Annotated in this window: 24 protein-coding genes and 3 pseudogenes; 12 read left to right on the top strand and 15 right to left on the bottom strand. The window is 58.6% G+C overall.

The features are described from left to right. Nucleotides 1-44: 44 nt before the first annotated feature. On the top strand, nt 45-938 hold the full coding sequence (locus IVB12_RS10860; protein WP_247298700.1) for a hypothetical protein: 894 nt from the start codon (nt 45-47) through the stop codon (nt 936-938). 268 nt (nt 939-1,206) lie between these two features. On the opposite strand, the gene IVB12_RS38380 is transcribed toward IVB12_RS10860, so the two are convergent. The 3 genes from IVB12_RS38380 to IVB12_RS10850 are packed head-to-tail and all read right to left on the bottom strand — an operon-like array spanning nt 1,207 to nt 2,121. Beyond that, nucleotides 1,207-1,371, bottom strand: coding sequence for a GreA/GreB family elongation factor (locus IVB12_RS38380; RefSeq protein WP_346015865.1), 165 nt, complete (start codon nt 1,369-1,371; stop codon nt 1,207-1,209). Beyond that, entirely contained in the window at nt 1,368-1,619 is a 252-nt protein-coding gene (locus IVB12_RS38375; protein WP_346015866.1) for a hypothetical protein, read from the bottom strand. The genes IVB12_RS38380 and IVB12_RS38375 overlap by 4 nt, the downstream gene beginning before the upstream one ends. A 16-nt stretch (nt 1,620-1,635) precedes the next feature. After that, nucleotides 1,636-2,121 (bottom strand): GreA/GreB family elongation factor, encoded by a 486-nt coding sequence (locus IVB12_RS10850; RefSeq protein ID WP_247298697.1) that lies wholly within the window; start codon nt 2,119-2,121, stop codon nt 1,636-1,638. A 481-nt stretch (nt 2,122-2,602) separates the two neighbouring features. Between IVB12_RS10850 and IVB12_RS10845 the strand changes: the two genes are divergently transcribed. After that, nucleotides 2,603-3,163: a septal ring lytic transglycosylase RlpA family protein gene (locus IVB12_RS10845; RefSeq protein ID WP_247298694.1), complete on the top strand. Its 561-nt coding sequence runs from the start codon at nt 2,603-2,605 to the stop codon at nt 3,161-3,163. 435 nt (nt 3,164-3,598) lie between these two features. On the opposite strand, the gene IVB12_RS10840 is transcribed toward IVB12_RS10845, so the two are convergent. The 3 genes from IVB12_RS10840 to IVB12_RS10830 all read right to left on the bottom strand — a co-directional run bounded on the left by IVB12_RS10840 (nt 3,599) and on the right by IVB12_RS10830 (nt 5,318). Next, on the bottom strand, nt 3,599-3,868 hold the full coding sequence (locus IVB12_RS10840) for a hypothetical protein (protein ID WP_247298692.1): 270 nt from the start codon (nt 3,866-3,868) through the stop codon (nt 3,599-3,601). 581 nt (nt 3,869-4,449) lie between these two features. Beyond that, nucleotides 4,450-4,857, bottom strand: coding sequence for a hypothetical protein (locus IVB12_RS10835; protein ID WP_247298689.1), 408 nt, complete (start codon nt 4,855-4,857; stop codon nt 4,450-4,452). Between the two features lie 275 nt (nt 4,858-5,132). Beyond that, nucleotides 5,133-5,318, bottom strand: a complete 186-nt coding sequence (locus tag IVB12_RS10830; protein ID WP_247298687.1) for a hypothetical protein — start codon at nt 5,316-5,318, stop codon at nt 5,133-5,135. An 801-nt stretch (nt 5,319-6,119) separates the two neighbouring features. Here IVB12_RS10830 and IVB12_RS10825 point away from each other — a divergent pair. Genes IVB12_RS10825 through IVB12_RS10815 form a run of 3 tightly spaced genes read left to right on the top strand, consistent with a single transcriptional unit; the run spans nt 6,120 to nt 7,862 of the window. Next, nucleotides 6,120-7,022, top strand: a complete 903-nt coding sequence (locus tag IVB12_RS10825; RefSeq protein WP_247298684.1) for a tripartite tricarboxylate transporter substrate binding protein — start codon at nt 6,120-6,122, stop codon at nt 7,020-7,022. 2 nt (nt 7,023-7,024) lie between these two features. Beyond that, complete coding sequence (locus IVB12_RS10820; protein ID WP_247298681.1) at nt 7,025-7,576, top strand: MBL fold metallo-hydrolase; 552 nt, start codon at nt 7,025-7,027, stop codon at nt 7,574-7,576. A gap of 7 nt (nt 7,577-7,583) precedes the next feature. Continuing rightward, entirely contained in the window at nt 7,584-7,862 is a 279-nt protein-coding gene (locus IVB12_RS10815) for a hypothetical protein (RefSeq protein WP_247298679.1), read from the top strand. A 205-nt stretch (nt 7,863-8,067) separates the two neighbouring features. Here IVB12_RS10815 and IVB12_RS10810 read toward each other — a convergent pair whose 3' ends face one another. Both IVB12_RS10810 and IVB12_RS10805 read right to left on the bottom strand, forming a co-directional pair. Further along, nucleotides 8,068-8,910, bottom strand: a complete 843-nt coding sequence (locus IVB12_RS10810) for a methyltransferase domain-containing protein (protein WP_247298676.1) — start codon at nt 8,908-8,910, stop codon at nt 8,068-8,070. 26 nt (nt 8,911-8,936) lie between these two features. Next, nucleotides 8,937-9,917: a tripartite tricarboxylate transporter substrate-binding protein gene (locus IVB12_RS10805; RefSeq protein WP_247298673.1), complete on the bottom strand. Its 981-nt coding sequence runs from the start codon at nt 9,915-9,917 to the stop codon at nt 8,937-8,939. 107 nt (nt 9,918-10,024) lie between these two features. Between IVB12_RS10805 and IVB12_RS10800 the strand changes: the two genes are divergently transcribed. The 3 genes from IVB12_RS10800 to IVB12_RS10790 all read left to right on the top strand — a co-directional run bounded on the left by IVB12_RS10800 (nt 10,025) and on the right by IVB12_RS10790 (nt 14,149). After that, nucleotides 10,025-10,960: a LysR family transcriptional regulator gene (locus tag IVB12_RS10800; RefSeq protein WP_247298670.1), complete on the top strand. Its 936-nt coding sequence runs from the start codon at nt 10,025-10,027 to the stop codon at nt 10,958-10,960. Nucleotides 10,961-11,589: 629 nt separating this feature from the next. After that, a complete protein-coding gene (locus IVB12_RS10795; protein ID WP_247298667.1) occupies nt 11,590-13,773 on the top strand; it encodes a PAS domain S-box protein in 2,184 nt (727 codons plus the stop codon). Continuing rightward, nucleotides 13,766-14,149, top strand: a complete 384-nt coding sequence (locus IVB12_RS10790) for a response regulator (RefSeq protein WP_247298664.1) — start codon at nt 13,766-13,768, stop codon at nt 14,147-14,149. Before IVB12_RS10795 ends, IVB12_RS10790 begins: the two co-directional genes overlap by 8 nt. 114 nt (nt 14,150-14,263) lie before the next feature. On the opposite strand, the gene IVB12_RS10785 is transcribed toward IVB12_RS10790, so the two are convergent. The 4 genes from IVB12_RS10785 to IVB12_RS10770 form a co-directional block, all read right to left on the bottom strand. Continuing rightward, nucleotides 14,264-14,494 carry a hypothetical protein gene (locus IVB12_RS10785; protein ID WP_247298661.1) on the bottom strand — a complete coding sequence of 77 codons (231 nt, stop codon included), beginning with the start codon at nt 14,492-14,494 and terminating at the stop codon, nt 14,264-14,266. Nucleotides 14,495-14,598: 104 nt separating this feature from the next. Then, nucleotides 14,599-14,904, bottom strand: a complete 306-nt coding sequence (locus IVB12_RS10780) for a response regulator (protein ID WP_346015867.1) — start codon at nt 14,902-14,904, stop codon at nt 14,599-14,601. A 74-nt stretch (nt 14,905-14,978) separates the two neighbouring features. Next, on the bottom strand, nt 14,979-15,125 hold the full coding sequence (locus IVB12_RS10775) for a hypothetical protein (RefSeq protein WP_247298660.1): 147 nt from the start codon (nt 15,123-15,125) through the stop codon (nt 14,979-14,981). A 258-nt stretch (nt 15,126-15,383) separates the two neighbouring features. Then, nucleotides 15,384-15,620: a hypothetical protein gene (locus IVB12_RS10770; RefSeq protein WP_247298657.1), complete on the bottom strand. Its 237-nt coding sequence runs from the start codon at nt 15,618-15,620 to the stop codon at nt 15,384-15,386. Between the two features lie 1,350 nt (nt 15,621-16,970). On the opposite strand from IVB12_RS10770, the gene IVB12_RS38165 reads away from it, so the two are divergent. After that, the gene (locus tag IVB12_RS38165) at nt 16,971-17,093 is read left to right on the top strand and encodes a hypothetical protein (RefSeq protein ID WP_256464575.1); all 123 of its coding nucleotides are present in this window, start codon (nt 16,971-16,973) and stop codon (nt 17,091-17,093) included. Nucleotides 17,094-17,751: 658 nt separating this feature from the next. On the opposite strand, the gene IVB12_RS10760 is transcribed toward IVB12_RS38165, so the two are convergent. After that, a complete protein-coding gene (locus IVB12_RS10760; protein ID WP_247298651.1) occupies nt 17,752-18,153 on the bottom strand; it encodes a hypothetical protein in 402 nt (133 codons plus the stop codon). 1,255 nt (nt 18,154-19,408) lie between these two features. After that, nucleotides 19,409-19,612 (bottom strand): response regulator, encoded by a 204-nt coding sequence (locus IVB12_RS10755; RefSeq protein WP_247298649.1) that lies wholly within the window; start codon nt 19,610-19,612, stop codon nt 19,409-19,411. 55 nt (nt 19,613-19,667) lie between these two features. Here IVB12_RS10755 and IVB12_RS10750 point away from each other — a divergent pair, with 55 nt between their 5' ends. Next, the gene (locus tag IVB12_RS10750; protein WP_247298647.1) at nt 19,668-19,847 is read left to right on the top strand and encodes a hypothetical protein; all 180 of its coding nucleotides are present in this window, start codon (nt 19,668-19,670) and stop codon (nt 19,845-19,847) included. A 582-nt stretch (nt 19,848-20,429) separates the two neighbouring features. On the opposite strand, the pseudogene IVB12_RS10745 reads toward IVB12_RS10750, so the two are convergent. After that, nucleotides 20,430-21,335, bottom strand: a pseudogene (locus IVB12_RS10745) (methyl-accepting chemotaxis protein); the annotation flags it as partial. Nucleotides 21,336-21,447: 112 nt separating this feature from the next. Between IVB12_RS10745 and IVB12_RS10740 the strand changes: the two are divergent. After that, a pseudogene (locus IVB12_RS10740) lies at nt 21,448-21,609 on the top strand (helix-turn-helix domain-containing protein); the annotation flags it as partial. Between the two features lie 14 nt (nt 21,610-21,623). Beyond that, nucleotides 21,624-21,896, top strand: a pseudogene (locus IVB12_RS10735) (ATP-binding protein); the annotation flags it as partial. Nucleotide 21,897: the final 1 nt, after the last annotated feature.

The raw sequence follows: 21,897 nt of genomic DNA, 5'->3' as shown, positions 1-21,897 counted from the left end.
GTATGCGTACAGCGGGCCAAGCAATGGTCACAAAGATTCAGCGAATGCTCAAACGTTTGCCGACGTATGTAGCCGACATCAAGGAAAATCCCCGATGGCTGCCGATGTTTGCACTGGGGCGCGTGATGCTGTTCCGCAAACTCGCATGGAAGTTTACCGCTCCGCCGGAACACATCGATCTCACGAACACGCTTTTCCCGGAACTTAGCGCCGAGCATGTGACGGAGCAGTTGCGGCGAGACGGGCTATTTCAGGGCGTCAGCCTTCCGGCAAACATTACGTCGCAGATCTCTTCCTTTGCCCGACGCACGCCCTGTTTCGGCAATTTCGACCGCAAAATTGAGCTGGTCGCCGAGGAACATCGCCCGATCGAGCTTGCGACCGGGAAGGCCATTGTCACAGGCCACTTCTTCGAACGCGTGCTGGATTGCGAAGCGGCCTGCCGCGTCCAGCAGGATCCGCTATTGTTGCAGATCGCCCAGAACTATCTGGGAGGCGAGGCGCGCGTCACCGCGACGCGGCTCTGGTGGAGCTTTCCGAGCAAGAACGCGAAAGACTACGACCTCCATCTAGCCTCACAGGACCGGTTTCATTTTGATCTCGATGATTGGAGGATGATCAAGTCCTTCTTCTACATCGAAGCGGTAGACGAAAATTCGGGCCCGCATGTCTATGTCGTGGGCAGCCACAGGCAGCGCCTTCTGCGACACCAGTTCACCCTCATGGTCGGCCACCCCTCCGAGGAAATCGAGCGGACCTATGGTCGCGAAGCAATCGTGAAACTGACGGGGCCTGAAGGCTTCGGCTTTGTCGAGGATCCCTTCGGATTCCATATGGGTTCGCTGGCCAAACGCGCGCCGCGCCTCATCTTGGAAATCAGCTTCGGCGTCAGCGAAAAGCTGCACCGCCGTTTCTATGGTGAGCCAGTGATTCATTAGCTCCCAGTTGGCGGTTACGATGTGCGCCGACCCGGCGACGGCGATTAAGCAGTTCCTTCGGCTACGGACGACCGAGTTTCACCGCGCGGGCAACGCGCGGTGGGGTGCCCCAGCTCGATCATAGACCGAGAGGGGCCGCCCCCAGAGGTTGGACCTTCAAGCCTTGAAGAAGGTCGCAAGATAGAACACGGCAGCCAAGACGATGGTGATACCGATGACTGTAAAGGCGGCCTGTCTGGTTGAAACGTCGCGCATATCAACGCCTCCTTCAGTTGGACACGCCTAGCACCGTCAAGGACCGCTTGTTGTTGCCCGGCGTTTGAAATTCGATGGCTTGGCCAACCGACAGGCCGATCAACGCAGCTCCAACCGGCGTGAGAACCGAGACGCGCTTCAGCGTTATGTCCGCTTCGTGGGGATAAACCAATATCACGTCCCGGACTTCACGGTCTTGTCATCGCAGTACCGGACCTGCGAGCCCATGCGGACTACGCCGCGCAGATCGGAATTGTCCGCCACCACGCTTGCACGCTCTATCTCCTGTGCAAGGAAATGGGCCACGCGCGGGAAGAGCACCGCGCTCGAACTGGCCAGAGCGTTGAGACGCCTCGCCTCATCCTCTATCACAGCGATGGGCGGCAACACGATTTCAGGTTTGCCTTTGCGATTAGTCTTGCTCATTACCTTCTCTCCTTTCCTAAGCGGGCGATGGTCCCGGATCATTGTCATCAAAGAGCTTCTTGCCCTTGACCTCCGGATTGCTAAACAGAACCCTGACAACATCATTCGGATCACCTCGGCTGACGCGTTCGATCTTGACGACGTTGGTGCGCCCAGCGGTGAAGAAGGGAATTTCGCTTCCGACCTTCAGCCCGACCAATGCTGCACCCAACGGCGACATCACGGGGATTTGGGTTCGCTCGGACGTGTAGTCTTCGGAGTACACCAGTTGCCTTGTCTCGCGGGGGAAGCCCCAAGTGATCCAGAACGTCACCCCCGAACCCATGGTAACGATGCTGTCCAATCTGGCTGCGCGATCAGGGACGACTTCCGCACGGTTGATCTCACGCAACAGAAAACGTGCGTCCACGTCGCCTTGATCCGCGCCAGCCTGCGCGAGCCGTTCCAAGCGGCGATGGTCAGACGCCGGAAGAGTCACGTTCGGGAAAAAGGGGTTGTTCACGACATGCCTCCTTGTTTGGGCTTCTCCTCGCGGAAGAGCCACACACCAAATCTGTTTGATGAAGGAAGGGGATAATCCGGACGGCACCAACTACCGTCCGGCTAAGCTCCTGCTTGGAGCCGTCCGGCGTGCAGGCAACGCCGCGCATTGCGCGGATCGATGTCGAGGACGTGGATCATGTCGCGGCCACCATAGGACCTTCCGCTGTCCATGTAACGCGACTAAAGAGCACACACGTCGGGAGAGAGTTGTAAGGATTAGTGATGTCCGTTTGGATCACATGCTGGAGTGAAGAGACTTCACGGCCCTAATCCGCTCTCCACCTGAAAGCAGACGGTCGTTGGATGGTCGGGCGAGGCAGCTACGGATGACGCTCGGCGCATAATCTCCGCCACAGAGTAGTTCCGACCTACCCAAAAAATCACCCCAAATTGATGACGCTGTTCCGTTGTATGCTGCTCTGCACGCTCGGGAACGCCGCTTGTTAAAAATCATTGATTCTTTGTTTTCTTGTCAGCGAGTGGAGTTGATCATGCGTCTTCTGTTTGCAAGAATCGCGATCGCGTCCTTATCTGCTTGCTTGCAGTCTCCGTATGCTTCAGCACAAAACTTCGACGACAGATGGTCTATTATTCCGAAGGCGCATGCTGAACCTGCTCCTGAAGAGAAGGAGCAAAAACAAAGTCCTCCTGAGCATATTCAGGCAGGGCCACTATGGACGCGGACGCCAGACAATCTCCGGCCTTCCAAATCATTCAATAAAGCCTTCACCGGAAAAGCGTCCTTCTATTCTTATACAAAAGGTAAAACAGCTAGCGGGTCGCTCTACCATCGCGATGAAATGACGGCGGCCCATCGAAGTCTTCCCTTTGGAACTCGGGTTCGCGTCACCGACATTGCGAGTAGCAGGTCGGTCATAGTTCGTATCGCAGACCGCGGACCGTGGATTCGCGACCGCGTGCTGGACCTCTCCCTTGGCGCCGCACGCGGCTTAGCGATTACCGATCGAGGTGTGGCACAAGTTCGGGTAGAGGTCCTTTAGGTAAGCGCCGCGCTCTATGTGGCAACTCATGTGCGCTGGCAGTGGGCGATTCGCCTCGGCAGCTGACGCGGGCAGAACGCTGTGCTGACAGCATAGGGCGCCTTTGCCGACAGCCACTTCGTGCTGAGGCGCGAGCACTGTGGCCGCTTCGTGCTGAAACGGCTGCAGTTGTTAACCGCGTTGGTTGCGTGAGCTTCGAACACGATCGCCTTAAAGCCGATCGTCATTGAAGGCGTGACGCTTCAGGATGTCGGCGAACGCCCACAGTCTTTCTTCGTCGAATGTCTCTTTTGGGGTCATTGGCGTCAATCAGGTTTGACCGTGACTACGGCCGGTTTACCCCAAAGAGCCGACGCAAAAACGGAGATGGGATGTCCGACGCTAGGGGCCCTTGGTAACATCACTGGCTTCCGAACTGAGGCTCCATCAATAGGATTACAACTGCCCGACCTGTTCGCGCAAATGGGTGAGGTTCCGGGTAAGCGCCGCCAGCTTGTGCTCGAAATCATCCTTGATCGGTCCGCCCGGGAGTCGGTCGCGAATTTTGTCGGCGCTCTTCACGGCTGCCTCGAGATGGCCAACGGCGGTCCGCAGCCTCGCTTTCGTGAGTCTGTCCAGTTCCTCCGCAAGAGCGCGCTCACCGTCATGGATCTCGAACGGCAATAGCGGCCGACCAGCTTGCTTGAGATGAACGACCGTCCCCATGGCTATCTCCAGATCTATTTTTGGATCGCTGGCGTGATTGTTGAATATGCGGCGCTGAAAGTGACTTGAAGTTGTGTGCACGTCATCCAGTAAATTTTTTGGAAAGGTTTAGTTGAAGTATTCGGGACCGCAATTGCGGATTGCATATTTTTTGCTCAGCGCGCCTAAGCTTCGAGCTGTTTGGATGTCCCTGGAGTCTGCATCCAGCAACGACCGCATCGGGCCATCACCGGTAAGCTCGGAAGGAGCATCTCATTTCTGCTTCGCTTCCAAGCCCCGACATTGCTCGCGCTAGCGCGGGGCCGTTTGTTGAAAACTCGCTGCCGGAATTAGGTAAGATTAACCCGAGCTTTACGGAATGCAATCATTGATGATGGCCAGGACGGGCCACAACCCGTCCGCCCATCATGGCCGCTTGACCGACGGCAAGCTGCTATCAACTGTTTTTGCTCTGAGCAATGACTTCCGGTTAGGGTCACGAGCGTCGATAGGCCACGACGGCAAACACGTCCGGTCTACCCCAAAGAGCCGACGCCAAGGCGAGGATTGAGGTTCGACGCTAAGGGCCAGAAGCGGTCTTCTTACTCAACCAGGATGTACGACACGCTGTTGCCGGCCACTATCCCCGCCACCAGCACAGCGGCGCTGGCGACCCAAAGCAAATAGCCAATTCCGTAAGAGATGATTGGACGCATCTCGAAATCAGCGACATTCACGCCTTCGGGTCCAGGACCTAGAACGGACTTGACCCAGACAAAGCACAATGTGAGGCCGAGCGCTGTCACGGCCGAAATTAGCCCCGCGCGCCGGAGGTCGCGAAGATAGAATATCCACGCGACCGCCAGTATCGGGTTTGCAAGCCAAACAAGCAGGCTTGGAACATCGCCAAGCACGCTAAGCCCGCCAAGGATTAATAGCTCCCAGCCGTAAGAAGGAAGTCGTTCCAGGCCTCTATCGGACCCGTCAACTACAATGGCGGTCTGGGTCAAGGAAGCCACGAAAGTAGTCGCGCTCGCAAGTACGACAAGCGCGCGAAACGTCGTCGAATTCCATGGAGTACGCATGGTTGTGCTCTTAGAGCATTTCGCTTCCAAAAGAAACACCAAGCCCACTGCGGACGTCCGCTTCGGGTCAATCGCGACGGTTTGGCCCGGTTTAAGTTAGGTCCGCTCTACCCCTGACAGCCGACATATCCTCGGCCGTGGCATGCGGCAGCGATGGACCAACAGGAGACATCATCGCTTCCCTCGCCTCCGGACTGAACTTACTCCGCTGCCGCATTCTGAAGTTCGCCCAGATGGCGGGCCGCGAAGGCTTCGATGGAGAAAGCATTCTTGAGCCAGAGCATGTTGATCGCTCCCACCGCGCGGGAGCCGTCGCGCAGGGGAACAGAAATTGAAAACAGGCCGTCGGAGTGTGGTGGTCCGCCATAGTAGCCGCCGGTGTGCATGGAATTGCGTATGCCGTAGCCTCGGGCCCGGACCTCGTTGAAACAATGTTCAACCGTGCAGGTTCGCGCGCCAGCCGGTCTTCCGGGCGATTGGATGCGCGCAGCAAACTAATGACGCGCTGACGTTCTTTCGCCGGACAGTACGCAAGATAGGCTGTCCCCACCGCAGACCACAGCCAGTTGACCGGCAATCCAATACGCTCCTGCTGCAACAGGAACGGGCTTCGCGCTCGGGTCGTCTCGCAAATCTCCAGTGATCGCCGGCGGGCACCATCAAATCCGATGGCCAAGACGCGCGCTCGCATAAGCGGTCTAGAATCGGAGCCGCAGCTTCCGCAATTCTGTCGCGACGTTCACGGCGCGAGGGCGCATGCGAAAGCGTCGCGCCGATGCGATAACGGCCGTCGCCAAGCCTGCGGGTGACAAGGCCAGAGCGGGCGAAGGTATGCAGGATGCGCAACAGGCTCGGCTTCTAAATATCGGTTAGAGCGTAAAGCTCTTGCAGCGAAGAGTCCGGCTGCATTTGCAGCGCCTGCAAGACCTGCATCCCTCGCTCTAGGCTCTTGATTGTTTTAGGTCCCGTCACCTGAGACGTTCTCATTCGTACATTCCACATTGTGGAACATATCATTTCACAGTGTGGAACGCACGCCGATTTTTCTGGCCAATCACGTCGTCAAGTTCAAAGTTGGCCCCCTTCTGGTTGCGACTCGAGAATTTCATCGTTGGTTTCATCGCTTGGTGGAGACTTCTATGACACCTCATCGATTTCGCCGATCCACTGCATTGCGGATCGCAGTGATGGCCCTTCTGACGGCTTCAACCCTGCCGATTTCAGCGCAATCCTTCCCATCCGGGACCATTCGGTTCGTGGCGCCCAACTCGCCCAGCACGCCGCCCGACATCATCAGCCGCATCATTTCCAGGGAATTGACGGAATCCGAAGGCTGGCGCGTGATCGTCGAGAACCGGCCCGGCGGAGTCACCACCATCGCGGCGAGCGACGTACTTACCCAGCCGGCGGACGGCGCCAGCCTCTATGCGATGTCGGTACCATCGGTTGCGGCGCCGTCGCTGGTGCCAAACATCGCATTCAAGCTCGACAGGGATTTCGACCCCGTTATCAAGGCGACCGTCTCCTACAACGTATTGGTGGTGAACCCCTCAGTTCCGGCCAAGACGGTCCCCGAGCTGGTGACGCTGCTGAAGAGCCAGCCTGACAGGCTGACCTTCTCGTCCGGGGGCTTCGGTACGCCCGCGCATCTGATAGGCGAACAGTTCAAACAGCAGACCGGTACGCGCGCCCAGCACGTTTTCAACGGCACGAACACTTTCCAGGTCATCACCATATTGCCCGTGGTCGACCTGATTAAGACGGGCAAGCTGCGCGCCCTGGCGGTGACCGGCCCGAAGCGGGTCCCCGCCCTTCCCGACGTGCCAACCATCGTCGAAGCGGGCTATCCGTCTCTGGTGGTCGAGGATTGGACCGGTTTCTCGGTCAAGCACGGCACGCCCAAGGAAACGGTCGCGCGGCTCAACGCCGCGATTAACAAAGCGCTGAACAAGCCATCGGTGCAGGAAGCGCTGGCAAGGATCGGTGCCGAAGCGGCAGGCGGCACGCCCGAGCAATTTGGCCGCATGGTCGGCGATCAGGTCGCGCACTGGCATCAAGTCATCTCCGACGCCGGCATAAAGGTCCAGTAGCAGTGACCGCGAATTTCCGGGTGACGCTGCTCGGGACGGGGGTACCGATTCCCCTCCCCGATCGGTTCGGGCCGAGCACGCTGATCGAGGCCGGCGACCACACACTCCTTATGGACGCCGGCCGCGGCGCCACTATACGGCTGTTTCAGCTCGGCGTTCTCATCGGCAGCATCGACGCGCTGTTGCTTACGCATTTTCATTCCGACCACACAGTGGGCATTCCCGACCTCTGGCTTACAGGCTGGCTGAGCTCTTATTTCGGCAACCGCCGGCGGCCTTTCAATGTGATCGGGCCGCTCGGCACGGCCAAACTTATGCATCATATCGAGGCGGCCTATTCGCAGGACATCGAGATCAGGGTCGCGGACGAGAAGCTCGCGCGCGAGCATGCCTCTATCGCCGTGAAGGAATTTTCCGGGGACAGCGTCGTTTGTCAGGCCAACGATCTCAGGGTTGCTGCCTTCACGGTCGACCATGGCGAGGCCATTAAGCCGGCTTACGGTTATCGGATCGAGTACCAGGGTCGGGTCGCCGTAATCGGAGACCCGCTATAACGCCAACGTGCTACGCTACGGCGCGGGCGCCGACCTGCTGGTGCACGAGGTCGCGATGGCGCGGCCGGAACTTCTGGGCGAAGTTTACATCCAGCGCATCCTCAATCATCACACCTCGCCTCAGGAGGCTGGACACGTGTTTGCGACGACAAGACCCAAGCTCGCTGCCTTTACTCATCTCGTTCTGCTTGCGAACAAAACCGTCGCGGCACCTACTATAGAGGAATTGATTGCGGCGACCCGCGAAACCTATTCCGGGCCGCTCGTCGTCGGCGAAGACTGGTAAGCTTCGACATAGGCACGACAGTGAGACATTCAAAATTGGAGAGCTGAAAATGTCGGCTTCGGGGTCACAAGCGACCGATCACGCTCGGGCCGAGCCATGTCCGTTCATCCCGGCGAGCCGACCTAGGGATGGATCATGCGGTCCTCGGCAACGGGCCAGCAGCGGAAGTGCGACATTGCTGAATGGCTATTCCACCTTACCGTTCTCAACGTGCCTTGCGCGCGAACAATTCCACAGGCGCGATCACCCCCTTCGAGATGCTTGCGATCATGTTTTTGATCTGATCCTGCCGTCTGTCGCCCATCAGCGTGTGAAGGCCCAGGGGCGCGGGATCGGTGGCCGGCGAGGCGCGTGATCTCAGGCCCTCAAAGTATGCGAGCGCAAAGTCCCTTCGATTGCGTTCTGATAGGATTTCAAATCCTGTATGCTCCAGCGCCCGCCTGTAGCATTGCGGCGAGCCCAACGCACTGGATTCTCGCGTGGTCGCCCATGGAAGCGGGTAAGACACTTCGCCATCGGCCATTCGCATGACGTCATACACTGCAAACAGGGCGCCAGGCCGCAGAACTCGCGCGACTTCGAGGCAGAGGCGCTCCTTGTCTTCGATGTTCATACCGACATGGAGCATATAGGCTGCGCTGAAATTCCATTGTTGGAATGGCAACGAAAGAGCTGTCGACTGGTAAAGCTTGACGCGATCGTTCAGCCCAACCCATTCGCACAAGCGATTGCCCGTCGCGACATAATCCAATGTCAGATCGACGCCGCTAACCCGGCACTGGTAGCGGTCGGCTACAAATCGCGCCGGCCCACCCAGTCCGCAACCGACATCGAGTACGTGATCGCTTGCGTCGATGCCAAGCTGTTCCATAAGCTCTTCAGTTGCCCTGCGGCCGCCAATATGGAACTCGTCCACTGCTGCAAGATCGTCGATGGTGACAGTATCGATCGCTTTTCCCATTCGAACGACACCGTTCTCGATCGCATCAATCAGGCCGCTTCGCGCGTAGTGATCGGAAAGGTTCGATCGATCTGAGGTCTTGTCCACTGCGGTCGACTCCGGCGGATTGAACGTCATGATGCCTTAATGCCCGCCTCTCGAATGACTTTACCCCATTTTTCATATTCAGCGGCCATGCGCGCGGCACATTCATCTGGCGTATTCGCCACCGGCTCATATCCGGACGAAGCAAGCCGGTCCTTTACGTCCGGTTGCGCCATCAGCTTCGCGATCTCGCGCTGAAGCAAGCTGGTCAACTCTTTCGGCGTCCCGGCCGGAGCGAGGAGAGCCGTCCAGATGTCGGCCGCGATGTCCGGGTAACCGGCCTCCGCGATACTCGGGATTTCCGGCAGCGCCTGTGATCTGGTCGTGCTGGTAAGGGCAAGGGCACGCAGCTTGCCGTCCTTGACGTGTTGTATGGCAGGCGGAAGCGCGCCAAACGAGACAGGGGTGTGACCGGCGAGCGTCGCTCCGATCGCAGCGCCGCCGCTGTTGAACGGGACGTGCACGATATCGAGCTGGAGGGAAAGCCGAAACAGTTCACCCAACAGATGCGGTGGAGTGCCTGTTCCGGGAGAGGCATAGCTAAATTTGCCCGGGCTGCTCCTGATCAGTGTAATTAACTCCTTGACCGTCGTCGCCTGAACTGACGGGTGGACCGTCAGCACTGTAGGCGCGGTTGCCACGAGCGTCACGGCATCAAAGCTCTTCTGGACATCATAAGGAACGCTCGTGAAAAGCGTTGGGTTCACGACATAGCTGGGTGAAGCCACGAAAATCGTATAGCCGTCGGCCGCCGCTTTCGCGGCCTGTCCTGCTCCAATGTTCCCTCCAGCACCACCGATATTCTCGACGTAGAACTGCTTACCGAGTTGATCGGACAATCCTTGCGCGATAATGCGCGCCGCCAAGTCATTTGGACCTCCCGCGGCAAAAGGGACGATGATGCGTACAGGCCGGGCCGGATATTGCTGTGAGAACGCCGTGCGCGGCAAGGCTGCGAGCCCAACGGCTGAACAGGAGGCGGTCAGAAAACGGCGGCGGTTCAATCTCATGTGAGGACCCCACTTATGCTGTCTTCGCTCCCCCTGAAGACTAGGCTTCCCTGCCAGTCCGAGCCATAATATGCAGCTGACGAAATCTATATCTAATGGATATGACAATGGAATTGAGACATTTGCGATACTTCATCGCCGTGGCCGAGGAATTGCACATCACGCGGGCTGCTGAGCGTCTCGGCATGCAGCAACCGCCCCTGAGCCAGCAGATCAAGGCAATCGAGCTGGAGCTGGACGTGCAACTATTTCTTCGGAGGGCCCGAGGAGTCGAATTGACTGATGCTGGGCGCGCATTCCTGGAAGAAGCGCGTGCCACACTCAAACATCTGGATCGAGCGTTCGAGACCACCCGGCGAGCGTCCAGGGGTGAACAGGGCCGTCTCTGCGTGGGGGTCACATCCACGACGCCTTTTCATCCATTGGTACCACGCGCCATTCGAGCGTTCAGGGCGGCGTGTCCAATGGTGTCCCTCACATTGGAGGAATGTCTCAGCAACGCGTCCGTGGACCGTTTGCGGAACGAACAAATGGATGTCGCATTCATACGTGCCAATTCAGGCGATGGGCACGGTCTTGTCGTAACCTTTCTGCTGGAGGAGCTCATGGTCGTTGCGTTGCCCAGCGCGCACGTCCTTGCTCAAAGCAAACCCGAAACAACAATTTCTGTCGAACGATTGGCCAGCGAGACATTCATTCTCTACGGACCTCCGGGGACCGGAATGTACGATTCCACGATTGCCGCGTGCCAGGCCGCGGGGTTCAGTCCGCGCATCGGCAATCTTGGTGCATCCACCCAGTTGGCCCCTCGCATCACTTCCACGCTAAGTCTGGTCGGGGCGGGTCTCGGCATTACGTTTGTTCCGTCGTCGCTTCAACGCATGAACATGGAGGGCGTAGTGTATCGCGCGATTAAAGGTCCCATTCGGCCAAAGGCAACGCTCAAGCTCGCTTCGCGCCGGGGTGACCAGTCTGCAGTCGTCAAGCAGTTCATCAACTTTGTCCGGAAGGAAGCGAAGGACTTGGCCGCCCGAATTAGTTGATGTCGTGGGCCTAAACACTCTGCGCCTACGAAGGTCCGCTTCGGGTCTTGGTCGTGTCAAAACGCTGTTGCATGACGCGGACCGGCGCGGTCGAATTCAAGCTGCCTCACTCCGATCAATCTGGGCAAATTTTAGGGCCACTCAGATGAGGCGTTGTCTTGGATAGCCCGCGTGTCAGAAAAGAGCCGGTGATCGACCCGCCGACCGTCAAACCAGGTTTGCTGAATAAATTGAAGATACGACCTGCGTCCAGCTTGAGCAGCGTTGCTAGCTATCTGCTAGCTCGCCCAGATGTTCTCACTACTAACCAGGGTGCAAGTATTTGACATCGCTGGCGCACCCGACACGATTCGAACGTGTGACCTTTGCCTGCGGAGGGCATCGCACCTGAAGAGGTCGACCCACTGCTCCGGCAGGGACGCTGGGCGCCCGAAACCTGCGTTCCGCATTCGCTCCTGCACCACCGGGAGCCGTCCCAAGCCCCTGCAAGTGGGTTACTGTGGAACCATCTGTCAGGTGAGGCGTTAGAACTGGTTCGGCGGGCCAACGGGGCGTCCGCCCATACATATACATTTTCGAAATTGCCCTGCCGCAGGGCCGTCGCTCCTCTCGCCGCGAGAGTTTACTTGATGACCAATATTGAAGAATTTCCACTCTCCCCTCGCCGCGAACCGACGGAGTTCGAGGCGCTGGTCGCGGCGGGTCACGCCGCACTCGACGCCATTCCTGGGGCAGTCTACCTCTGCGACGCGGAGGGATTGCTCGTCGCTTACAACACCGAGGCAGTGGGATTGTGGGGCCGAACCCCTGATCTTGCCAGGAAGGAGCGCTTTTGCGGTTCGCACCAACTCTACCTGCTCGATGGTACTCCGCTCGCCCACAGCGACTGTCCCATGGCCACCGCGGTTTGTGCGGGCACGCCGACGCGCAACGCCGAAGTCATCATGGCCCGACCGGACGGCTCTCGCTTTACAGCCTTGGTCAACATCCGCGCGTTGCGCGACCACTCCGGCCATATTCAAGGCGCCATTAATTGCTTTCAGGACATCACGGGACGCAAGCAGATCGAGGAGGAAGTCCGCCGGAAACGGCAGGATTTGGAGGACTTCTTCGAGAACGGCGCCGTTGGCCTTCATATTGTCAGCGGCGAGGGAATTATCCTTCGCGCCAACAAAGCCGAATTGGATCTGCTCGGGTACAGACCCGAGGAGTATATTGGCCGCCACGTTGCGGAGTTTCATGCCGACGCCCCGGTGATCGGCGATATCCTTCAACGCCTTTCATGCGGCGAGCCGCTCGATCGCTATCCTGCGCGGCTGCGGGCGCGTGACGGCTCCGTCAAGCATGTGCTGATTACATCGAACAGTCGCTTTGAGGATGGCAAGTTCGTCAATACGCGCTGCTTCACCATCGACGTATCGAAATTGCATGCTGCTGAAGAGGCACGGCAAGCCAGTGAAGCGCGACTCGCTGCGACATATGAGGCGGCCAGCGTAGGCATCTCGGAGACCGACGCGAAGGGGCGCTTCTTGCGGGTGAATGATTCCCTCTGCCGGATCACGGGACGCTCGCGCGACGAGCTGCTCGGAATGACTTTCTTCGACTACACCGATCCCGATGACGAGGTGGAGGATGCCGAGCTATACGCCCAGCAGGTGCGTGGTGACATCGCGAACTACACCACTCGCAAGCGGGTACTACGGCCCGACGGGTCCGTCCGACATCTTGATATTTTCAGCTCGTCGGTTCGCGATTCGGAAGGTCACTTTCTTTACGGCGTGCGTGTCGCTCAGGATGTCACGGCCACCAAACAGCTGGAGGATCGTCTGCGCGAAGGGGAGCAGCGCATGCGCGATCTCCTTGAGGCGTTGCCCGCCGCGATCTATACCACCGATGCTAATGGCCGCATCAATTTCTTCAATCGGGCCGCGGTCGAGATGGCGGGTAGAACGCCGCAGCCCGGCGATGAATGGTGCGTCACGTGGAAACTGTATTGGCCCGACGGCTCGCCTCTGCCGCACAATGAATGTCCGATGGCCGTCGCACTGCGCGAGAACCGCGCGGTGCGCGGTGCCGAGGCGGTTGCCGAGCGTCCGGACGGCAGACGTGTGCCGTTTATTCCCTATCCGACGCCGCTGCGCGACGCGGCGGGAAACTTGGTCGGCGCCATCAACATGCTCGTCGACATCAGTGAGCGCAAGCAGGCCGAGAATGCCCAAAAGGTTCTCATCGACGAGCTGAATCATCGTGTGAAAAACACGCTCGCCACGGTGCAGTCGCTCGCGAGCCAGACGGCTCGCCATGCTGCCGACATGAAAGAGTTTCTGCCGACGTTTACGGGCAGGCTGCTGGCGCTTGCCCGTGCGCATGACCTGCTCACGACGCGAAACTGGCAAGATGCCCCTTTCGAAAAGCTGGTCCACGACATCGTCACGCCGGTGTCAGGCGGACGAGTCGTAACGGGCGGGCCGCACGTCAATCTGGACGCGCGCACGGCGCTGAGTGTCACCATGGTGCTCAACGAGCTTTTGACCAATGCCGCGAAATATGGCGCTCTCTCCACGCCGCATGGATCCGTGTCGCTCACCTGGAGGATCGCCGAAGGCGAGCGGTCGCGAGGCACGCTCGAATGCGAATGGCGCGAACACGGGGGACCCCCGGTGAGGCCGCCCAAGCGGCGAGGATTCGGCACACGACTGATGGAGCGTTGCGTGGAACACGACCTTGCGGGGGAATTCGATCTGGTCTTCGAGCCGGAGGGCACACGCTGCGCCCTGACATTTCCCGTTATGCTTCCGGCGCCCAATGACTAAAATGTCCGGTGTCCGGGTTCTCCTCGTCGAAGACGAAGGGTTGGTGGCCCTCATGATCGAAGACATGCTCGAGGAATTGGGATTGAAGGTAGTCGCCTCGGCCGCCCAGGTGAAAAAGGCTTGCGAACTTGCGACCACGGCATCCTTCGATTTGGCGCTGCTCGACGTGAACCTGGCTGGAGAGTTTGTTTTCCCGGTAGCTCGCATCTTGCGCGGCCGAAGGATTCCCTTCCTCTTTAGCACGGGCTATGGCGGACCTCCCCTGGAGGAGGAGTTCAGGAATGCGCCCGCGATCGGTAAGCCCTTCTCGGCCGACCAATTGAACGAGAAATTGCGCACGCTTCTGTCGCCCCCTAAGCCTCTGAAGCATTGTTGAGACCGCAAGCGTACACCCTTCTCAATCGGTTGTGGGAAATCAAGCCTTGTGGCCCCGCAAAGCTTCGAGGCGACCCATCAAAACGGTGAACTTCTTCTTGTTGGCAGCTGTCGATCACTCTGGTTTTTCAGCGTTGATGTGCAGGATGAAAAGAGTGTTTCGGAACTCGTCTGTAACTTCCATCCGCCATTCCCGTCCGGGCAGCAGCTTTCCGTCAATGCCCTGCAATGTCTGACCGGCCATCACAGTCGCTTCCTTCCAAGCGGCCTGCTTATCCGGCAACTCCTCGCCCACCCGATCAATTTCCGTGTGGTCGTGAGTAACGTTGAAATAGTAGCGCGGCATCACGAAGACCTGCGTGTAAAGGTATTTTCGTAACGCCTTTGCAACTTCCCCGTTCCGCCTTCAGGCGCCATCCAACAGCTTGGCTATACAGAGTTCGAGCTGATCTATTTGAAAAGGCTTTGTGAGAAGCGGGCGCTCCTGAAATCCGGCAGGCACTCCGCCGGGCCGTAACCGCTCGCGAAAGCGAACGGGATGTTGCGTTGTGCGAGGACCTTTGCCACCGGCTCACTACTGATGCGGCCAAGCAAGACGTCCAGCACAGCGAAATCAAAATTGGTGTTGTTGGCATGCTCTAGGGCGGAGGCTAGATCACCGGCTTCGGCCGCAACCGTGTGACCCAGCTCTGCGAGCATGTCGGATATCATCATCTGCATGAGTGCTTCATCCTCTACCAGCAACACCGAAGCCACGAACCACCCGCCTCATTGCCGCGTGATTTCTGCTGCACTTGCGAATGCACGCAGCGCAACAGCCCGTAGTTCGTTCAATGTGCCGTGTCCAGCTTCGGCGGCTTGAAGAGCTGCTCGGCGATAATCTTGCGGCTCTCATGATCACCGCCATTCGGAAGCTCCCAGCACGTCTCCTCCAGCACCACTTCCAGGTTTGATTTCAGGCGGCCCGACAGCGTCATTTAGCTCTCTCAGGCAAACCGCAAGATTTTGGAACTATGGAACTGAAGACCCGGCGGCGTCAACGGAGGCTTGTGCGGTTTTAGCGGGAGCGCCCCCGGCCCTCGAATGCCCCTCCGGGAAATCAACGGCCCCAAGTCAGATCGCCGCCATCTGGGACGGGATGGAGCGGCAGTCTACTATCGTGCGGCCGCTCGTTGGAGTCCTAACAACTTGAGGCCAGTCATCCTTGGCCCTCGGGTCCGCCGTCACGTGTCGGTCTACCCGGCCCGAATTACAGCGGGCTCGTCTGGAAACATTGAATGATCAGCTGACTTGGTAGGCGGTTCCGGCGGACTGGGCGGCGGAAGCCCGTATTCCCTTGCCCGCCTGGCGGCGAGCTTGCGATATGAGCCGGCTTGTTGAAGCAACTGCGATTTGAACGCGGAATCCGATTCGCTGGCCGCAAGATTTTCAAGCTGGACCGCGCGCTCAAGATATTCGGTCAGCAACTTCATGAGATGTCACCCCTTATCGCCACCAGCTGCTCGAGTGCAGCAGGCGGCGCTGCGCCCGGTGCCGCCAACCGGTTATTGATCTGCACGGCAGCCTCAGCCTGCCTGACGCGCCTCATCAAAAGCTCTCGCTGAGTACCGGGCGGCAACTGTTCGGCGGCTTCCCGAAACCTGGCAGCCTCCTCAATGAGGCGCTGCTTAAACGAGGTTGTGTGCTTTATGCGGCGACGCTCACTCATGCGTGGATACCCCGGAACGCATCTCGGCCCGTACTCTGAGCCTTCGACTCCTAAACTTCTAGATTCTTCTCAGGTTCCTCTCCCCGGAACGGTACACCAGTGGGACTAGCTGCCCGGCCGGCGCTCGCTTGCTGGGTGTGTTGGACCTTAAGAGACCCTGTCGTTTGCTGCATCGCGCGAGCTAATTCCTGTTCATCGTTTCCTAATGATGCGATAGGCGTCCCGCCTTCGCTCGCGGCCAATGGCAATGACCTCTCCCGTGGAAAACGGCTTCTAGTCTTTAGACGTTCCGGTGCAATGACGGCCACACTTCGCCATGCTGCTAGGTTTGCCGCGAAGTCACGCACGATCGCCGGAAGCTAGGGGCTTGCCGGTCGGAGAACCTTTGCGAGGAGCTGCGTGTTAGGCTGCGTGACGTTTCCAGGCCGGTGCGGCTGCAAACGGACTGCGAGACCCGTTCGCACCTCCCAAGCGCGCGTGTCCCACCTCCCGGCGCCCTCGGACAAGAGGACTGACGTCGCAACTGGACGATTACCGGAATGCCGCAGCTGTCGTAGCGGATACAAAAAGGATGGCCCCAGCTAATGGCTGCGGTTGGCCGTCGGACGCTCCGGCACGCACGGGGTTACGGAAAGCGACAAACCCGCACACGCGCGCTTGTTCCAGACGGCTCGAAGGGGCCACAAAAGCAAACTCCTCTATTCCGACGGCAACAAAGCGCAAATGCACTACGTTGAGCGGCGTGAGCAAAACGCCGGGTTGACAACATCGATCATCGACGCGGGGCTTAGAACTATTTAGTGAAGGCTCAGCTCCGAGCCACGATTGGGGACGCCCACCAACTTGTAGCAAGTGGCCGTAGTAATTCATGCCGAGGTTCAGACACTCAGCTGAAATCTATGCAGCTCTCGCTACTTGCATTTCAGAGTGTAGAGGAGTCGATATCCTCTGAGTTGATATTTTGGGACTAGGGAACATACTCGGCCTCCGCGAACATCCACCTTTCGAGGCTCATTCCCGCACCCCGCTCCTGCCTACACTTCAGACCCCGCGTTGCCGCGACGCCCGCAAGACTGGTCCCGGCTTGCCTGCTGCGGCTTTGGCCGGATGGGCCATGCGAGATCACATGCAGGTCGAACTCGCATCCGCGGCACTGGCGATGGCCATCCAGCAGCGACGGCCGCAGGCCGGATTGATCCACCACTCCGATCGCGCCCAATATGCCTCCCACGCCTAGCGCAATGCTCTCACCGGTGCCGGCATCACCGCATCGATGAGCCGCAAGGCAATTTGCTGCGGCGACGTCCTGATGGAGAGCTTCTTCCACACCCTGCACCTACGACATCCGTGGATGCCTGTGGATCAGCTGAAGAACATCCTACCCCAAGTGTTCGGTGCCAGGTGGCGCTGAGTTCTGATATTCGGACCTTTTTCTGATGCTCTTTACGGTTGCAATGCAGCTGACCCTCTGTTCGTGTCAACGTGGCCTCAGGTTACCGCATTTGTAGCTCGTCACCGTAGCTAATCACACGGGCATCCGGGCGATTGTCGGAAACTTCAGCCACTTCAACGTCCTGGATAGCGTGCTATGGAGGAGCCCCGTTCCGCGATCTCCTCTGGATCGGGTCCCTAACCTAATCAGCGGGCCTCCACATCTGCCCTCCAGGCTCTGATTCCTCGCCGGCAGAGCGTCAGGATCAGGAGCTTGACGATCTTTCCGTACTCGATGCCGGCGGTCCCTTCCAGACCGCGATCAGGTCGTAATTCGGCTTCTCGCCGTCCATCTGAATCAGGGACCGCAAGAACGCTTATTCGAACGCTAACGAAGTACGCCAGCCCCCTGCTCCCGTCATCGCGCCGGAGGACATCCCGCGGAGGAGCGCCAACCCCGCAGCTCAGAAGATCGGTACGTCCCGCTCTTTGGTTTTGACTCCGTTCGATTTGAGGGTCCCCCGATGTGCGGAGACAACACAATACACTTCCGCAGTATCGTCCCCCCACCATTCGCAATCGTTCAGTGTCTGGGCGTTTACGAGAACCCCTGTATTAAAACAATGCGGATTAGTGTCGTGAATTGCGAGCTGGAAGCTCTCATCGGTCTTCAACTTGTCGTCCGAAAACCAGTCAGCATCTAGCACATCGACCTTTATGGTCAGGAGCTGCTCGCCAAGCAGCCGAAGCGCTTCTGTATTCAACTGAATAGTTCCGCCCACAGTCAGATTAAGATCCTCGTTTTTGGTTCTGTTAGGGTTATTGACGACCATCCAACCCGCTAACATCGTTGTCTTCGGTGCCATCGCGGCCTCCCCTTCTGCTTGCAAAATTCACATCTTCATCCCTGTAATTCCCTCGCAGCGTTCTTCCGCTGCCTACCTACGATAAGCTTAGACCCCGGGTGCTCGTGAGAGACAATTCACAGTTTCCAGCCGATTTGCGTTCAGATGAATACGAACTCGTAAATCAGTTGGTTAGGAAATGAATCGAAGGAAATGGAAATTGCCGCGCCGATGCCAGACGCCTTATCGAGCGTCGCCGGCTGTCCGGAGCTTCCCGCCGTGGTTTACGTACGGCCGTTGTACTCCAGTCTAAGATCTGGCTCAGATTCATCGACTTCGGAGTTGGAGGACCCCGTTCCGCCGATTGCCCCCGGATTGATGATGAGACAGATTGCCGGCGCATTTCACCAGTATGAGCAGGCTAGGCTGGTCGCAAAGTTGCAGGCGGCTCGCCAGCGCAAACGGTCGTCGGCAAGGTCGAGGGTCGCAAGTCATGGGCTGAGGTTAATCCCCAGTTGGTGAAGGAGGCTCCGCGGCTCAGACGCCGATCGCCGAACGGAGGCCAGCGTTCTTTGCGTGCTATTGCTAAGGAGCTTGCCAAGCTCGGCTATGTGAACGAACGCGGAGTGCCGTTCTCACCCTCATCGGTGCAATCAATGTTGTCCTAGCGCGCGAACGCCATCGTTGATGTCTGCTATGCCCTTAGCAGCGGTCCGAAGGCGGACAGCGCCGGAGGTCCGAGTCGGGCCAACAGCGGAAGTACACGTGGCTGGAAGGAGTCGCCAACCTGAGGCCCTAGTTCAGCTTACGACACAGCTTCTGGTGATCCTCCGCAGGTCGGCGCCGTACTCTTCGATGATGCGCCGCGCCTGGTCCAACCAAGACGGCTTGGCTTTCTTACAGGCTCTTTGTCGCGGTCGGGCATGGCCCGATGGTGTGGCGTAGATGCCCGGTTGCTTGAGCTAGATGAACTGGTCTGCGCGAGCTGTGGCGGCCTCCTCGCAGTGCCGCTCTATGGCCTCAAGGGCTGGCCGAAACCGCCGATATTGGTTGAAGTGCCCGGCGTTGTGACAGACGCGCCCTCCCGAGTGGCTTAGGTCAAGACAGAGGAGCCAGACCGATCCAGCATTTCGCGAACTTTGAGAGCCAACTTCGCTTGGGTAACCGGCTTTTCCAGAAGATCAACGCCTTCATCGAGCCGCCCTTGGTAGACGACCGCATTTCGAGAATAACCCGTCATGTAAAGTATTTTAAGCTCTGGTCTTATCTGTCGGGCTCATCGGCCCAATTCACGGCCGTTTATGCCGGGCATCACGACGTCTGTGAGGAGCAGATTCACCTGCTCATCTTGTTGTAAAAGGATGGTCAGCGCAGCTTGCGCCGTACCGGCCGATAAAACGCGGTAGTTGAGATCCCGCAATACGTCTGCGACGTAAGTCCTGAGGTCAGGGTCGTCCTCAACGACGAGGATCGTCTCCATCAACTCGACTGAATGAAACAGAGGGTGCCGACGGGGCACACAGAAGATGAGGGAGATGCATGAGCAGTTGAAGAAGCTCCGCAACGATGCCGCCGACTGCAAATCGATCAGCGATGTCATAGACCTGCAAAAAAGAGAATTGTTCGCGAGGCTTGCCGATCACCTGAGCGTGTTGGCTTCAGAGGTCGAGCGCGCCATTGCTGCGGCAGTCTCTAGCGCCCAACCCGAGCTATAAAGGTGCGCTGGCATCCATGATCGAGGATGCCATGGTCAGTAAAGCGCGACTTCGCGACGGCGGGCTACCTGGCATCAAGTAATCTCGTTCGCGTCGCCTATTCCTGTATGCGGTGCCGAGCGGTCTCCTTGCGGCGCTCCGCGCGACGGGGCACGATGTTATCGAGACCTAGATCGAGGTGTCGAAAGACGAACGTACGCGCCCATTGTGCTGCACAATCTGTCCTGGTCAGGTGTAAGGGAGCATCTCCTGCAGCAAGCGATCCGCGGCGGTTAGCTGATCAAGCCGAAGCACGAGCAGCTCGTTCAGCCGCGCCACCCGAGATTGAGATTCCTCACGTATCGACCTGTCATCCACACCTTCAAGCAGGCCATTGAGAGCTCTAAGGCACTCGATAACGACATTGACGTTCCGTCGCAGCAATTCGCAGTCCGTTCTGGTCTGGACAATCAGGTACCGCTCTCGACTGAATGGCAGCGGGACGATGTTGGCAGCCGCCCACTCGGAGGCCCCATCACGGATTGTGGCTGCGACCACGCCAGCGTAACTCGCTGATGTTGAGGTGCTTGTCATAGAGGCACCTCAAGCTGCGCGTACGGTGGTCAGGAACTTCTCGACCTCTGTCTTTAACCTCGCGCTGTCGTTTGACAACGTTTGCGCCGAAGCGAGCACCTGACATGAGGCTGAACCGGTTTCCGTGGCTCCCTGCTGCACCTCCGTGATATTGGAGGCGACCTCATGGGTACCTTGCGCAGCCTGCTGGATGTTGCGCGATATCTCTTGCGTGGCCGCGCCCTGTTCCTCGACCGCGGATGCGATTGCGGAGGAAATTTCCGAGATCCGGCCGATCGTGCCGCTGATTTCCTTGATCGCGACGACGGAATCCGGGGTGGCCGCCTGTATATCGGTGATCTGATGACTGATCTCCCCAGTCGCCTTCGCGGTCTGTTCGGCGAGCGCCTTGACTTCGGAAGCAACGACAGCGAAGCCGCGTCCGGCCTCGCCGGCCCGCGCCGCTTCGATCGTCGCGTTCAGCGCCAAAAGGTTAGTCTGTCCTGCGATCGTATTGATCAGTTCGACCACGTCGCCAATGCGGGTTGCCGCCTGTGACAGCTTGTTGACACGATCGTTGGTTTTCTGTGCCTGGTCCACTGCCGCGCCGGCAATCCTGGCTGCGTCCTGCACCTGGCGGCTGATTTCAGTGACTGATGAACTCATCTCTTCGGTCGCGGAAGCAACCGATTGAACGTTGGTCGAGGCTTCCTCTGAAGCCGCGACGACCATGCCGGAGCGCTGCTGGGTGCTCTCGGCCGTCCTGCTCAGAGTCTTGGCGGCCGCCTCGAGTTCGGTCGAGGATGACGACAGCGTCTCGATGATCTCTCCGACCGCATCCTCGAACCGGCCAGCGAGTTGTTGCATGTCAGTCTTGCGCTGGGCGGCGGCACGAGCCTCCGATTGCGCCTGTACGGCACGCAGCCGGTCGGTTTGTCATTCGGCCTGCAATATTGACCCCCTAAGCAGGGGGATCGGCGTCCAAAATTGACCCCCTACAGATTGGTCTGTTGCGCTGCCTGCTTTGGAACGAAGCAGGTGGTGGGGGATGCTGATCGTGGAGACGATTGCCCGGATTAGGCGCGAGCACTTCATCAAGGGCAAGACGATCAAGGAGATTGCCCGTGACCTGAAGGTGTCGCGGAACACGGTTCGGAAGGTGCTGAGGTCGGGAGAGACCTCCTTCGAGTACGAGCGGCAGGTGCAGCCGCGGCCAAACGGCAAGGACGGCTCGCCGAGCATCTGACCCGGATGGACTTCATCGTGCTGGATGAACTCGGCTATTTGCCCTTCGCCCAGTCCGGTGGCCAGCTTCTCTTCCACCTCGTCAGCCGGCTCTATGAGCGCGCCTCCGTCATCGTGACCACCAATCTCGCTTTCGGCGAATGGCCGAGCGTGTTCGGCGACGCCAAAATGACCACCGCGCTGCTCGACCGATTGACCCATCACTGCGACATCGTCGAGACCGGCAACGATAGCTGGCGGTTCAAGAGCCGAG

This window comes from Bradyrhizobium sp. 179 (assembly GCF_023073535.1).
Lineage (GTDB): Bacteria > Pseudomonadota > Alphaproteobacteria > Rhizobiales > Xanthobacteraceae > Bradyrhizobium.
This window is presented reverse-complemented; position numbering and strand designations above follow the sequence as displayed.